The 12,961-nt window shown below is 72.1% G+C and carries 14 protein-coding genes; 2 read left to right on the top strand and 12 right to left on the bottom strand.

The genetic code is table 11. From position 1 onward, the window contains the following. Window positions 1–248: 248 nt before the first annotated feature. Window positions 249–623 (bottom strand): MerR family transcriptional regulator, encoded by a 375-nt coding sequence (locus AMK27_RS03385; protein ID WP_073902503.1) that lies wholly within the window; start codon window positions 621–623, stop codon window positions 249–251. 61 nt (window positions 624–684) lie between these two features. Here AMK27_RS03385 and AMK27_RS03390 point away from each other — a divergent pair, with 61 nt between their 5' ends. Continuing rightward, on the top strand, window positions 685–1,935 hold the full coding sequence (locus AMK27_RS03390; RefSeq protein WP_073902504.1) for an MFS transporter: 1,251 nt from the start codon (window positions 685–687) through the stop codon (window positions 1,933–1,935). A 119-nt stretch (window positions 1,936–2,054) separates the two neighbouring features. On the opposite strand, the gene AMK27_RS03395 is transcribed toward AMK27_RS03390, so the two are convergent. The 5 genes from AMK27_RS03395 to AMK27_RS03415 all read right to left on the bottom strand — a co-directional run bounded on the left by AMK27_RS03395 (window position 2,055) and on the right by AMK27_RS03415 (window position 6,446). Then, a complete protein-coding gene (locus AMK27_RS03395) occupies window positions 2,055–2,891 on the bottom strand; it encodes a hypothetical protein (protein WP_073902505.1) in 837 nt (278 codons plus the stop codon). Next, on the bottom strand, window positions 2,891–4,165 hold the full coding sequence (locus tag AMK27_RS03400; protein ID WP_073902506.1) for a VWA domain-containing protein: 1,275 nt from the start codon (window positions 4,163–4,165) through the stop codon (window positions 2,891–2,893). Before AMK27_RS03400 ends, AMK27_RS03395 begins: the two co-directional genes overlap by 1 nt. A gap of 112 nt (window positions 4,166–4,277) precedes the next feature. Continuing rightward, complete coding sequence (locus AMK27_RS03405; RefSeq protein WP_073902507.1) at window positions 4,278–5,003, bottom strand: flavodoxin family protein; 726 nt, start codon at window positions 5,001–5,003, stop codon at window positions 4,278–4,280. 128 nt (window positions 5,004–5,131) lie between these two features. Continuing rightward, entirely contained in the window at window positions 5,132–5,935 is an 804-nt protein-coding gene (locus AMK27_RS03410; protein ID WP_073902508.1) for an N-formylglutamate amidohydrolase, read from the bottom strand. 58 nt (window positions 5,936–5,993) lie between these two features. After that, entirely contained in the window at window positions 5,994–6,446 is a 453-nt protein-coding gene (locus tag AMK27_RS03415; RefSeq protein WP_107425464.1) for an ATP-binding protein, read from the bottom strand. 257 nt (window positions 6,447–6,703) lie between these two features. Here AMK27_RS03415 and AMK27_RS03420 point away from each other — a divergent pair, with 257 nt between their 5' ends. Next, window positions 6,704–7,543, top strand: a complete 840-nt coding sequence (locus AMK27_RS03420) for a SigB/SigF/SigG family RNA polymerase sigma factor (protein WP_073903883.1) — start codon at window positions 6,704–6,706, stop codon at window positions 7,541–7,543. Window positions 7,544–7,739: 196 nt separating this feature from the next. Here AMK27_RS03420 and thpD read toward each other — a convergent pair whose 3' ends face one another. From thpD to AMK27_RS03450, 6 genes are all read right to left on the bottom strand, one after another. Next, window positions 7,740–8,636, bottom strand: a complete 897-nt coding sequence (gene thpD, locus AMK27_RS03425) for an ectoine hydroxylase (protein WP_073902509.1) — start codon at window positions 8,634–8,636, stop codon at window positions 7,740–7,742. A gap of 72 nt (window positions 8,637–8,708) precedes the next feature. Then, the gene (locus tag AMK27_RS03430; RefSeq protein WP_073902510.1) at window positions 8,709–9,125 is read right to left on the bottom strand and encodes an ectoine synthase; all 417 of its coding nucleotides are present in this window, start codon (window positions 9,123–9,125) and stop codon (window positions 8,709–8,711) included. 73 nt (window positions 9,126–9,198) lie between these two features. Beyond that, window positions 9,199–10,470: a diaminobutyrate--2-oxoglutarate transaminase gene (gene ectB, locus AMK27_RS03435; protein WP_073902511.1), complete on the bottom strand. Its 1,272-nt coding sequence runs from the start codon at window positions 10,468–10,470 to the stop codon at window positions 9,199–9,201. Between the two features lie 52 nt (window positions 10,471–10,522). After that, window positions 10,523–11,053, bottom strand: coding sequence for a diaminobutyrate acetyltransferase (gene ectA / locus AMK27_RS03440; protein WP_073902512.1), 531 nt, complete (start codon window positions 11,051–11,053; stop codon window positions 10,523–10,525). A gap of 364 nt (window positions 11,054–11,417) precedes the next feature. Next, on the bottom strand, window positions 11,418–12,221 hold the full coding sequence (locus tag AMK27_RS03445) for an endonuclease I family protein (RefSeq protein WP_073902513.1): 804 nt from the start codon (window positions 12,219–12,221) through the stop codon (window positions 11,418–11,420). A gap of 234 nt (window positions 12,222–12,455) precedes the next feature. Then, window positions 12,456–12,920, bottom strand: a complete 465-nt coding sequence (locus AMK27_RS03450) for an Lrp/AsnC family transcriptional regulator (RefSeq protein ID WP_073902514.1) — start codon at window positions 12,918–12,920, stop codon at window positions 12,456–12,458. Window positions 12,921–12,961 lie beyond the last annotated feature (41 nt).

Below are 12,961 nucleotides of genomic sequence, written 5' to 3' on the forward strand. Positions count from 1 at the left end.
ACCCGACCCGACCCGACCGGCCCGGCCCGACCCGGGAGGGTCAGGCCGAGGTCCCCGCTGTCTCGCCCGGGCCCTTGAGCAGCGCGAGCGTGGACTCCAGTTCCTCCTGCGCGAGGGACGGGCCCTCGCCCAGGGCCCCGTCGACGGGGTGCTCACCGACGAGCTCCTCGGCACCTGCTTCGGGCTGCCGCTCGCGGTCGAACGGCAGGCCGGGCGCTGGAGCGTGCGGACGGCACGGAGCGCGGCGGTCAGCGGGACGGCTCCAGCTTCTCCCGCACCGCGTCCAGATACTCCGCCACCGCGTCCCGGTTCCGGGTGAGGCAGCGGATCCGCTCGGTCATCCGGTCCCGCTCGTCCTCCAGGGTGGCCAGCATCTCCGGGGTGGCGTCCGGGAAATGGATGATCCGCGGCTTGTTCAGGCAGGGCAGGATCTGCTTGATGATCCGGGTCGGCAGACCGGCGTCCAGCAGGCCCCGGATCTGCAGCACCCGGTCCGGGTTCGACTCGTCGTAGACCCGGTAGCCGTTCGGCAGCCGGTCCGCGACGATGAGACCCTGCTCCTCGTAGTAGCGCAGCAGCCGACGCGGTGTCCCGGTGCGCTCCGACAGTTCCCCGATCCGCATGGACGCCCCTCCAGGGACTCGCTTGACCTTCACATCAATGTGAGGGTTCGAGCATAGATCCATGGCCAACGACACGACAGCGGCGGCCCGTTCCGCCGCGCCCGCCACCTCAGAGACCCCTTCCACCCCAGAGACCCCTTCCACATCCGGCCGGCTGCCGCTCCTCGCCCTGCTCGCCCTCGCCACCGCCGTCTTCGTCACCAGCCTCACCGAGACCCTGCCCGCCGGTGTCCTGCCCGGCATGAGCGCCGACCTCGGCGTCGGCGAGGCCGCGATGGGCCAGGCGGTCACCGTCTACGCCCTCGGCACCGCCCTCACCGCCGTCCCGCTGGCCGCCCGCACCGCCGCATGGCGCCGCAAGCGGCTGCTGCTCACCTCGGTCGCCGGATTCGCCGCCGCCAACACCGTGACGGCCGTCTCCTCCTCGTACGCCCTCACCATGGGCGCCCGGTTCCTCGCCGGGGTCGCCGCGGGCGTCGCCTGGGCCCTGCTCGCCGGGTACGCCCGGCGGATCGCCCCGCCGCACCTCCAGGGCCGGGCCGTCGCCGTCGCCATGACCGGCATCCCCCTCGCGCTCTCCCTCGGCGTGCCGGCCGGCACGTTCCTCGGGGAGGCCGTGGGCTGGCGGGTCGCCTTCACCGCCATGACCGTGATCGCCGTCGCCCTCCTCGGCTGGATCGCCCTCGCCGTCCCCGACCTGCCCGGGGAGGCGCACGGCGGGCGCGCCCCGGTCGCCCGGACCCTGAGGGTGCCCGGCGTGCTGCCGGTCCTGGCCGTCACGTTCACCCTCGTCCTGGCCCACACCGTCCTCTACACCTACGTCGCCGCCTACCTCGGGCATCGCGGGCTGGCCGGCTCCACCGGCCTCGTCCTGCTGGTCTTCGGCGCCGCCTCGCTCGCCGGGATCTGGTTCACCGGACGGCACATCGACCGCAGGCTCCGGATCCTCACCCTCGCCGGCACCCTCCTCGTCGCCGTCGCGGCCGCCGTGCTCGCCGTCCCGGCCGGCGGCACCGCGCTCGTCCTGACGGCCGCCGCGCTCTGGGGCTTCGGCTGGGGCGGCGCGCCCACCCTCCTCCAGACGGCCGTCGCCGACGCGGGCGGCGAGCACGCCGACACCGCCCAGACGCTGCTGGTCAGCCTCTGGAACGCCGCCATGGCGGGCGGCGGCATCGCCGGCGGTGTGCTGCTCGACGCGCTCGGCGCGGGCGCCCTGTCCTGGAGCGTGCTCGTCCTCCTCGTCCCGGTGGTCGCGCTCGTGGCGGGGGCCCGCGCCCACGGCTTCCCGGCCCGTCCGGCCTCCCGCCGGTGAACCGGAGCGCACACGGACCCTGTCCGCAGGGAACACGGAAAGGCCCCCGCCGCGGCATCGCGGTGGGGGCCTTTCCGTGTCTCCGTGGAGCGGTCGGGCGCCGCGTCTCCGTGGAGCGGTCAGGCGCCCGGCGGGACCCGGGACGGCCGTCCGCCGCCGCGCGTCAGCACGTATCCGCCGATGCCCGCGAGGGCAGCGAGGACGCCGCCCGCCGCGGTCCAGAGCCAGCGGTCGGACCACCAGCCGGAGGACCAGCCGTCCTCCGGGGCCGCGGCCTCGACGGCGGAGGGCCGGCCGGCCTCCTCGTCGGCCTCCGCCTGGTCGGCCGTGGTCGCGCCGGGCACGAGCGGAGCGGCGAGCGATCCGTCGGTCGCGTAGGCGCCGCCCTTGTCGACGGTGCTCACCCCGAGCCGGGCCGTGAACGGCTGGCCGAGGTCCTCGTCCGGCAGCGAGACGGCGGTCAGCCGCACGTAGTAGCTGCCGGGCAGCGGGTCGTTCGACCAGGCATCGGCCGAGGCACGGACGGGCCGCAGCACACAGGTGAGCCGCACCGTCGTGGTCTCCTTCGCCGCGGCGCGGGACTGGGTCCCGTACATGCACGGCTGGCGGCGCCGGAGCCCGTCGTACACGTCGACCCGCCAGGTGGCGGGGCCGTGCCGCAGGGCCGCGTCGGGCAGGGTGACGGTGGCGTCCACCGTCGGCCGCTGCCCGGTGTCCGCCGGGAACACCCAGTACAGGTAGTCACCCGTGGCGGCCTGGGCGGTGGCCTGCTGGCCGGGGAGGAACCGGGCGGCGGTGCGGAACGTGGTTCCGGCCTCCGTCGGCCCCGCGGCGGAAGCGTCCTTGCCCGGGTCGGCCGAGGACGAGGGGGAGTCGGCCAGGGCGGCCGGGGCCGCGAGTCCGAGGAGAGCGGTGCCCGCGAGGGCCGCCGCGGCGAGCGTGCGTACGGTACGCATCAGTGGGTCCTCCAGACAGCGAAGCGCCAGCGGGACAGCCAGCCCCAGAGCAGACCGGCCACGAAGCCGACGAGCACCAGCGCGCCGAGCAGCCACCAGCCGCGGCCGAGGCCGAACGAGGCCACGTCCGACGCGGTCGACGGGCCGTCGACGACGTCCACCGTCAGCTCGATGGGCATGCCCGGCGTCGTCTTGACCGACGGGGGAGCGGAGAACGAGTTGCTGACCTGGAGGCAGACCGTCTCCGCGGCCGGCTTGCCGTCCTCGGTCTCGTCGTCGAGCTCCGGCTTCGGGTAGCGCAGACCCGTCGATATGACGTCGGTGCGCCCGTCGCCGGCCTCGGAGCCGCGGACGATCTCCCGGCCGTGGCGCGTGACGGCGCGCAGCAGGACGCCGTAGTCGTTGTTGACGGCGCGGTCGGCCGACACGCTGACGGAGGCGCGGAGCTCCTGACCGGGCAGCAGGTCCACCCGGTACCAGCGGTGCTGGCCGAAGGCCTCGCGGTCGGTGTAGAGGCCGGGCTTGAGCTGCGGCGCGTCGGCGCAGCGCAGCGCGCCCTCGGTGGCCACGGGCGTGACGACCGGGTCGGCGGCACGGTCGACCAGCTGCCGGACCCGGCGGGAGAGGTCCTCGGTGCGGTGGACGGAGGTGTACGTGCCTCCGGTGGCCTCCGCGATGCAGGTGAGCTGCTGCCGGGTCTTGGCGTCCGGGACCAGGCCCAGGGTGTCGATGACGAGATGGATGCCCTTCGCCGCGATCTCGCGTGCCACCTGGCACGGGTCGAGCGGGGCGCAGGTGTCCTCGCCGTCGGTGATGAGCACGATCCGCCGGGTGGCGTCACCGCCCTCCAGGTCCTCGGCCGCTCCGAGCAGCGCCGGACCGATCGGCGTCCAGCCGGTCGGGGCCAGGGTGGCCACGGCGGTCTTGGCCTCGGTGCGGTCGAGCGGGCCCACCGGATAGAGCTGCCGGGTGTCCTTGCAGCCCCGCTTGCGGTCCTGCCCCGGGTAGTCGGCGCCCAGGGTGCGGATGCCGAGCTGGACCTCCGAGGGCACCGCGTCGAGGACCTCGTTGAAGGCCTGCTTGGCCGCGGCCATCCGGGACTTGCCGTCGATGTCCTTGGCCCGCATGGAGCCGCTCACGTCGAGGACCAGCTCGACCTTGGGGGATTCCTTCGCCACCGGCGCGTCCGCGGTCGCGCCCGTCGGCAGGAGCGCGACGCTCAGGGCGGCGAGCAGCGCGCAGGCCCCGGTCGCCAGCCGTTTTCTCGTGATCATCGCCGGATCGTATTGATGATCCTCCGACAATCCAAAACGGGGGTGTGAGCCGGGGCCTGAGATGCGGTCAGAACGGGGGAGACCGCGCGGCTCGCCGAGCGGCCCCCGGGTGTCAGCGGTGCTCGGGGTTCGGGAAGTCCGGCCTGCAGCCCGCGTCCCACGCCGAGCGCTGGTTGCCGTGGGCCGGGATGCCGCCCGCCCGCTTGAGCAGCCCGGCGACATGCATCAGGTTCCAGGCCATGAACGTGGTGTTGCGGTTGGTGAAGTCGTTCTCGGGGCCGCCCGAGCCCGGGTCCAGGTAGGAGGGGCCGGGACCCGCCGGGCCGATCCAGCCCGCGTCGGCCTGCGGCGGCACCGTGTACCCCAGGTGCTGGAGGCTGTAGAGGACGTTCATCGCACAGTGCTTCACGCCGTCCTCGTTGCCGGTGATCAGACAGCCGCCGGCCCGGCCGTAGTACGCGTACTGCCCGGCACCGTTGAGGAGGCTCGAGCAGGCGTAGAGCCGCTCGATCACCCGCTTCATCACGGAGCTGTTGTCGCCGAGCCAGATCGGCCCGCAGAGCACGAGGATGTCGGCGGCCATCACCTGCTCGTACAGCGCGGGCCAGGCGTCCGACTCCCAGCCGTGCTCCCTCATGTCCGGCCACACCCCGGTCGCGATGTCCAGGTCGACGGCCCGCACCAGGGAGGTCGCCACGCCCTGCGCCTCCATGACGGACCGGCTGCGCTCGATCAGCCCCTCGGTGTTGCTGACCTCGGGCGAGCGCTTGAGCGTGCAGTTGACGTACAGCGCGCCGAGGTCGTCGTACCGGTACGGGGTGGAATCGGGCACGGCCATCGACGGGTCTCCTCACGCACGGGGGGCGATCCCTCCAGGGACCACCCCCAGCCTGCGCACGGCCCCCGCCCCGGAGCCACCCGGCAGCGACCGAACGCATGAGCAGGCGCCCGGAGGCGTGACCGGCCCTACGCCGCCGGGTGCGGCGGCACGGCGTCGACGAGCGCCGCCAGGGCGGCCCCGAGCGCCTGGACCCCCGGTCCCGCCGCGCCGCCCGGCTCGCTCATGTAGACATCGCGCCGAATCTCGATCATGAGCGCGCTGACCCGCGGATCCCTGCCGTAGTAGGACAGCGGTACGTACGTCCCGGCGAAGGGCGTGTCCGTCGCCAGGCCCCCGAACCCGCCGAACGCCTCCCGGGCGGCGTCCAGCAGGGCCGGCGGCGTGTGGAAGGCGTCGGTACCGAGGCAGACCGGCGGGCGGGGGCCCTCGCCGTGGAGCTCGTACGGCAGCGGCCCGGTCGGGTACGAGTGGACGTCGACGATCACGGCCCGCCCCGTCGCCTCCAGGCGTTCCGCCACGGCGGCGGCCATGCCCTCGGCGTACGGCGTGAAGTACCGGTCGATCAGCGGCGCCGGGTCGAATCCGGCGGGACGCAGCGGCGCCCGGTGCGTGGTCCTCGTGTACACCGCGCCCATCCCGACGGCCAGCATCTCCTCGCGCTCGTCGGGGAACCGCTCCGGGTCGACGACCAGCCGGGACAGCCGGTTGACGAACTGCCAGGGGGTGGCGCCCGCGGCCGCCGCGGCCGCGGCCGCGATCTCCGCCGTGTGGGCGTCGGTGATGTGGTCGAGCTCGAGGCCCAGTTCCCCGTCCGCCAGCAGGATGCCCTCGCGCACGTCCGGGGGTATCACCCGGGAGGAGTGCGGGACATGGAGCAGTACGGGGGAGTCCGGGGCGCCGGCGAGGACGTCGTACGAGCGTGAGGTCATCGGCTCAGCCTTCCACAGCGCGGGCCTCGCGGGTCATCGGGTCACGAAGGTCACCGGCTCACGTTCCGGCGGGCTCCGGAACGGCGCACCGCTCGACCGCCACGGCCGCGTGGATGGTCTTGCCGTCGGGTCCCGCGTCGACGGTCACCTCGCGGCACAGGCGGAGCACGATCGGCCAGCCGTAGCCCCCGGGACGCAGATCCGCGGGGCGCTCGTACAGCGGCGTCTGCCCGCTGGCGTCGGACACCGACACCGTCACCTGGTCGTGTCCGACCCCGATCCCGAATCCGGTGACGCCGCCCGCGTGCCGGTGCGCGTTCGTGACCAGCTCCGAGGTGACGAGCAGCAGGTCCTCGACCTGCGCGGGTCGCAGGGGGCCGAGCGCCTCGAGGGTGTGGCGGACGAGCTGCCGCGCGTCGGCCGGAGTACGGACCGGGGGCGCACCGGCACTCCGGGCACCGCGCGGGTCCGCCCCGGGGGCCGGGTGGCGGGTGTCGCTCCAGGTCTTCATCGCGCATCCCCTTCTTCCTGTTTCTTCCTGCTTCTTGATGTTTCTTACTGTTTCCTCAGGAGGTGATGGGTTTCGTCTTCCCGTTCGAACCGGGGTGATGCCCATTGCCGGGCGGAATCAGCCGCGAGCGGACAGGGAATGCGTCCGAAAAGCGGGGGTACGAGGACAAGGACAACTGAACGGACCGCGAGTCGGAGGAGGTTGTTCCTGTGCGGACCGATCAGGCCGAGGCGACGACGGCGTACGCGACGAACGGCATGGGCGGGGAACTGCCCTTTCCCGAGGTCCCGCACGCCGTTCCACCGCGGGACGCGCGTGCCCTGTCGAAGGTGTTCCTCCGCGAACTCGCGGCGCGGGAGGAGGGCACCGCGGAGCACCAGTACGTCCGGAACACCCTCATCGAGATGAACATGTCCCTGGTGGTGTACGCGGCGGGGCGGTTCCGGTCGCGCGGGGACGAGCGGGAGGACATCCTGCAGGTCGGCATGATCGGCCTGATCAAGGCGATCGACCGCTTCGACCTGTCCCGCGAGGTGGAGTTCGCCACCTTCGCCGTGCCGTACATCGTGGGTGAGATCAAACGGTTCTTCCGCGACAGCACCTGGGCCGTGCACGTGCCGCGCCGCCTCCAGGAGGCGCGGGTGGAGCTGGCCAAGGCGACCGACGAGCTGAGCGCGCGCCTCGGCCGGGCACCCCGCCCCTCCGAGCTGGCGCCGGTCATGGACCTGTCCGAGGACGAGGTGGTCGAGGCCCAGGTCGCCGCCAACGGCTACCACTCCACGTCCCTGGACGCCAGGCTCGCCGGCGACAGCGAGGAGGAGGACGCGGCCCTGGCCGATCTCATCGGCCAGGAGGACCCGGCGCTCGCCCTCTTCGAGGAGTTCCACACCCTCGCCCCGCTCGTGGAGGCCCTCGCCCCGCGCGATCGGCTGCTGCTGCACCTCCGCTTCGTGGAGGAGCTCACCCAGACGGAGATCGGGGAGCGGATCGGCGTCTCCCAGATGCAGGTCTCACGTCTGCTCGCCCGAAGCCTGGACCGCCTGAGGGACGGCATGGTCGAGGACGCCGGTGAGGGCCGGGAGGAGTGCGCGGGCTGAGCGGCCCGAGGAGGGTGCTCGTGCGATGCGTGCCCGGTGAGTGCGCGGTGACACTGCAGCGAGGAACGCGCGGCCCGGGATGCCCGGGCCGCGCGTTCCTGTGTGCGGGCCGATCGGAAGCCGCGGGGTCAGCGCGGGGCCTCCGAGGAGCGCCGTTCCGCCGAGGAGGCCTCGTCGGGACGGGCGCGGCGCGCCCTCACACGTGATCTGAGAAGGGCGCCGCGATGTACGAGGGCCGCCGGACCGGGGCGGCGAAGGGCGCCTCCGGCTGGTTCTCGACGCTGTTGAAGACGAGGAACACATTGCTCCGGGGGTACGGGGTGATGTTGTCGCCCGACCCGTGCAGGGCGTTGCAGTCGAACCAGGTGGCGGAGCCCGCCGGGCCCGTGAAGTGGCGGATGCCGCAGGCCTCGGCGAACGTGGTCAGCGCCTCGTCGGACGGCGTGCCGGCGTCCTGCATCTGCAGCGAGCGCTTGTAGTTGTCCTTGGGGGTGGCACCGGCGCAGCCCAGGAACGTGCGGTGCGATCCCGGCATGATCATCAGGCTGCCGTTGGTGGTGTGGTTCGGCGTGAGCGCGATCGACACCGACACGGTCCGCATCCTCGGCAGGCCGTCCTCCGCGTGCCAGGTCTCGAAGTCCGAGTGCCAGTAGAAGCCGCTGGCCCCGAAGCCGGGCTTGACGTTGACCCGCGACTGGTGGACGTAGACGTCGGAGCCGAGGATCTGGCGGGCGCGCCCGACGATCCGCGGATCCCGGGCGAGCCGGCCGAAGACCTCGCTCATCCGGTGCACCTCGAAGACGGAACGTATCTCCTGGGAACGGGGCTCGACGACCGCCCGCTCGTCGGCCCGTACGGCCGGGTCGGAGACGAGCCGGTCCAGCTCCGCCCGGAGCACGTCGACCTCGTCCGGGGTGACGATCTCGTCCACCGTGGCGAAGCCGTCGCGCTCGAACTCCTCCAGTTCACGGGCCCAGAAGGGGCCCGCCGTTCCGGGTCCGGACCACACGACGGGGTCCTTGCGGCCGATCAGTTCTTCCTTGGGGCCGCGGGTGGGGTAGAGGTCGACGGGGCGGGTGGGTGCGGAGGGCATGGGGAGCGTGCTTCCTTTCGCGTGGGTGTGTCGGTCGCGTGCCGGGGCTCGGGCGTCGGTCGCGTGCCGGGCTCAGGCGTCGTCGGACGCGGGCTCCGGTTCCGTCAGCAGCGGGTAGACGCCGTTCTCGTCGTGGTCCTCGCGCCCGGTCACGGGCGGGTTGAAGACGCACAGGCAGCGGAAGTCGGCCTTGACCTTGAGGGTGTGCCGCTCGTGCCCGTCGAGCAGGTACATCGTTCCGGGCACGATCGTGTACGTGCGGCCCGTCTCGTGGTCGGTGAGCTCGGCCTCGCCGGCCGTGCAGACGACGGCCTCGACGTGGTTCGCGTACCACATGGCGGTCTCGGTGCCGGCGTACAGCACCGTCTCGTGGAGGGAGAAGCCGACCCGCTCACGGGCCAGGACGATGCGCTTGCTCTCCCAGGTGCCCGAGGCGGCCTTCACGTGCCGCTCGGTGTTCTCCAGCTCGTCGAAGGTACGGACGATCATGGGGTACGACTGCCTTTCGGGTCATCGGGCCGGCTGTGCTGCCGGCCGCTGGAAGGTGGGGTCGGGCGCGGGGTCAGGCGGTGTGGCGGACGGCGCGGGCCAGGATGCCGAGGCCCTCGTCGAGCTCGTCGTCCGTCGCGGTGAGCGGCGGCAGCAGCTTGACCACCTCGCCGCTCGGGCCCGAGGTCTCGACCAGCAGGCCGGTCTCGAAGGCGCGGCGGCACACGGCTTCGGCGCGCTCCCCGTCGGCGAACTCGAGACCCCACACGAGGCCGCGGCCGCGCACGGACAGACCGGTGCGCGCGTCGCCCCCGCACAGGTCGAGGAGGGCGCGCTCCACCCGGTCCGCCCGGCCCAGGGTGCGGCCGCGCAGGGTGCCGTCGCGCCAGTAGGCGTCGAGGGCGGCGGTGGCCGTGACGAAGGCGGGGTTGTTGCCGCGGAAGGTCCCGTTGTGCTCGCCGGGCTGCCAGACGTCGAGCTCCGGCCGGAACAGGCAGAGGGCCATGGGGAGCCCGTAGCCGCTGATGGACTTGGACAGCGTGACGATGTCGGGCGTGATGCCCGCCTCCTCGAAGGAGAAGAAGTCGCCGGTGCGGCCGCAGCCCATCTGGATGTCGTCGACGATGAGGAGCATCTCGTGCCGGCGGCAGAGATCGGCCAGCGCGCGCAGCCATTCGGCCCGTGCGACGTTGATGCCGCCCTCGCCCTGGACGGTCTCGACGATCACGGCGGCCGGGTGGTCGAGGCCGGAGCCGGCGTCGTTGAGGAGCCGCTCGAACCAGAGGAAGTCGGGGAGCTGCCCGTCGAGGTAGTCGTCGAAGGGCATCCGGATGGCGTGCGGCAGCGGGACGCCCGCGCCGGCGCGCTTGGCGGCGTTCCCGGTGACGGCGAGCGAGCCGAGCGACATGCCGTGGAAGGCGTTGGTGAAGGAGACGACGGTCTGCCGCCCGGTGACCTTGCGGGCGAGTTTCAGCGCGGCCTCCACGGCGTTGGTGCCGGTCGGGCCCGGGAACATCACCTTGTAGGGCAGGGCCCGGGGCTCCAGGACCGTGGTGTGGAAGGCCTCGAGGAAGTCGCGCTTGGCGGTGGTCGACATGTCGAGGCCGTGGGTGATGCCGTCGTTGCCGAGGTATTCGAGGAGAGCCCGCTTGAGCACGGGGTTGTTGTGGCCGTAGTTCAGCGACCCGGCGCCGGCGAAGAAGTCGAGGTACGGACGCCCCTGCTCGTCGTACAGCCTGCTGCCGACCGCGCGTTCGAAGACGACGGGCCAGGCGCGGCAGTAGCTGCGGACCTCCGATTCGACGGTCTCGAAGACGGAGGGCGTGGCGATGTCGGTGAGGGTCACGAAGCTCTTCTCCAGGGTGTTGTTCGGGTGGGTGGCGTACGCGGTCGACGGCTCAGGAGGCCGGCGGGCCGAGGGGGCCGATGTGGTACAGCACCTCGGACTCGTGTCCCGCCGCGGGGAACGAGGAGGCCGGGAACAGCACCTCCTGCGTCACCTCCGCGTCGTGCCGGCGTGCGAACGACCGGAACAACCGGTCGGAGGCGAGGTTCCCCGGGGTGACGGTGGCCTCGATCCGGCTGATCCCGTGCTCCGCCGCGACCTGCGCGGACAGGGCGTCGAGCAGAGTCCCGGCTACCCCGCTTCCGCGGTGCGAACCCTCGACGGCGATCTGCCAGACGAAGAGGGTCTCCGGCTCGTCGGGGCGCAGATATCCGGTGACGAAGCCGATCGGGCGTCCGGAGGCGTCACGGGCGACCGTGGTCGTGCCGGCGAAGTCACGGCACCACAGCAGATAGCTGTACGGCGAGTTGAGGTCGAGTTCGCCCGAGCCGCGTGCGATCCGCCAGAGTTCGGCGCCGTCCGCGAGCGTCGGGGGAGTGGTGCGAAGGGTCGTGGTCGTCAGGCCAGTGGTCAACGGGGTCATGGGCGCCGAAGCTACCGAGTGGATCTCGGAACTTCCTGGCCCTAGGGGGTTGTTGTGGACACCCAGCCGTGATAGATGGGCCGTCGGTCACTGGAGGGTGAAATATGTGCCAGGTCACATGGAAAGGCGCACGAACCAGGACAGAGTGACCGTTTGTAACGGATGGATAACGCCTCTGAGGTGTGTCTGACGATCACGCCAAGAGCGTGAGAAGATCCGCCATTTCACGTTTGAAGGCGGCCCCGGCGGTCAGGCGTAGAGGCTTTTCCGTGAACGGCCCCGAGGCGCCCCGCCCCGGACGCGCGGAAGCCGGGCCGGGTACGACGACCCCGGCCCGGCTCCTGTCACCGCTGCGGCGCTCGGCCTACCAGATCGCCTCGACCCACTCCGGGTGGTCGATGAACGGGTTCCGGTTGCCCTGGTAGGTGGTGTGGATGATGTCGTTGCGGCGCTCCTCGAAGGCGCTCGGCGGGTCCTGCTCGTTCCACTGCTTCAGGACCGAGAGGCGCCCGTGGAAGCGGACGCTGCCGTTGGTGGTCGACTCGTTGGGCTCCAGGTCGGCCCAGGCGTCGTCGCCCTCGTAGCGGACGGCCATGTACAGGATCATCCGGGCCACGTCGCCCTTGTCGGCGTCACGCGGCTCGAACGAGTTGCTGTCCGTGTAGCTGCCGGGGGCGCCGCTGACCGCGCTGCCGCCGTTGTCGAAGTCCTTGTTGCCCCGGATGCTGTTGACCTGGACGTCCGCCGCCCGCAGGTGGTGCAGGTCCGTGCCGGGGCCGGCCGAGGTCCCGAAGTTTCCGTGGGACTGGGCCCAGGTGTGCTCGCGGTTCCAGTCGCCGACGTCGCCGCCGTTGAGGCTCTTGCTCCGCGAGGTCCCGCTGTAGAGCAGGATGACGTTGTTGGTGTTGGCGGGGTCCTGGTCGGTGGTCTTCAGCGCGTTCCAGACCGCGTCGTACGAGATCTTGCTCTGGCTGCTGATGATGGTGTGCAGCGAGGACTTGAGGCTCGTGCCGGTCTTGCCTATCGCGTTCTTGTAGTACGTGCTGTCGTACGCGGTGGTGGTGGCGCCGGCGGGGGTAGCGGCGACCGTGGGGAGCGTGACGCCGACGAGGGTGGCGGCGGCTGCCGCCGCCCACACCTTCCAGCTGCCGATCCGCACAACGGACATGGGGGGCCCTTTCCCGGGGACGGTACGCGGGGGACGGCGGGCGTCGGCTCGACGATGCCGCTGTCTACGCGTGTTGACTTCGTGTCACCGGGAGAGTGGCACACGGCAGGTACCTGTCATGTAACGAGGAGAAGGCTGTTCCATGACGAGTTCGCATATGGCCGAAACGAGTGGTCGCCTCCCCAAGGGGCCGCGCGCGCCCGCCTCTTGGGGTCGTGGTGGCCCGGAGTGTCCTCAGCCGCCCCGGACGTCCACCGGCATCCCCTTCGGCTCCTTGATGCGCTTCATGATGATCTGCGAATTGACCTCGGTCACCCCGGTGAGGGTCGTCAGCCGCTCGATCCACAGCCGCTCGTACGCCGCGAGGTCGGCGACCGCGATCCGCAGCAGGCAGCCGGGGCTCCCGAACAGCCGGTACGCCTCGATGACGTCCGGCACGTCCCGGAGCGCCTCCTCGAAGGCCTCCACCGTCTCCCGGTCCCGCCGCACCTCCACCGAGACGAGCACCTCGAAGCCCCGCCCCACCGCCTCCGGATCGATGATCGCCCGGTACCCCTGGATCACCCCGTCCTGCTCCAGTTGCCGGACCCGGCGCAGACAGGGCGACGGGCTGAGCCCCACCCGCTGGGCCAGCTCCTGGTTGCTCAGCCGGCCGTCGCTCTGAAGCTCGCGCAAGATGTGGAGATCGATTCGGTCCATGGCGCAATTATCTACCACGACGAAACGATACGGCGGGCGAT

The sequence above is a fragment of the Streptomyces sp. CB02009 genome, assembly GCF_001905825.1.
In the GTDB taxonomy this organism is placed as follows: Bacteria; Actinomycetota; Actinomycetes; order Streptomycetales; family Streptomycetaceae; genus Streptomyces.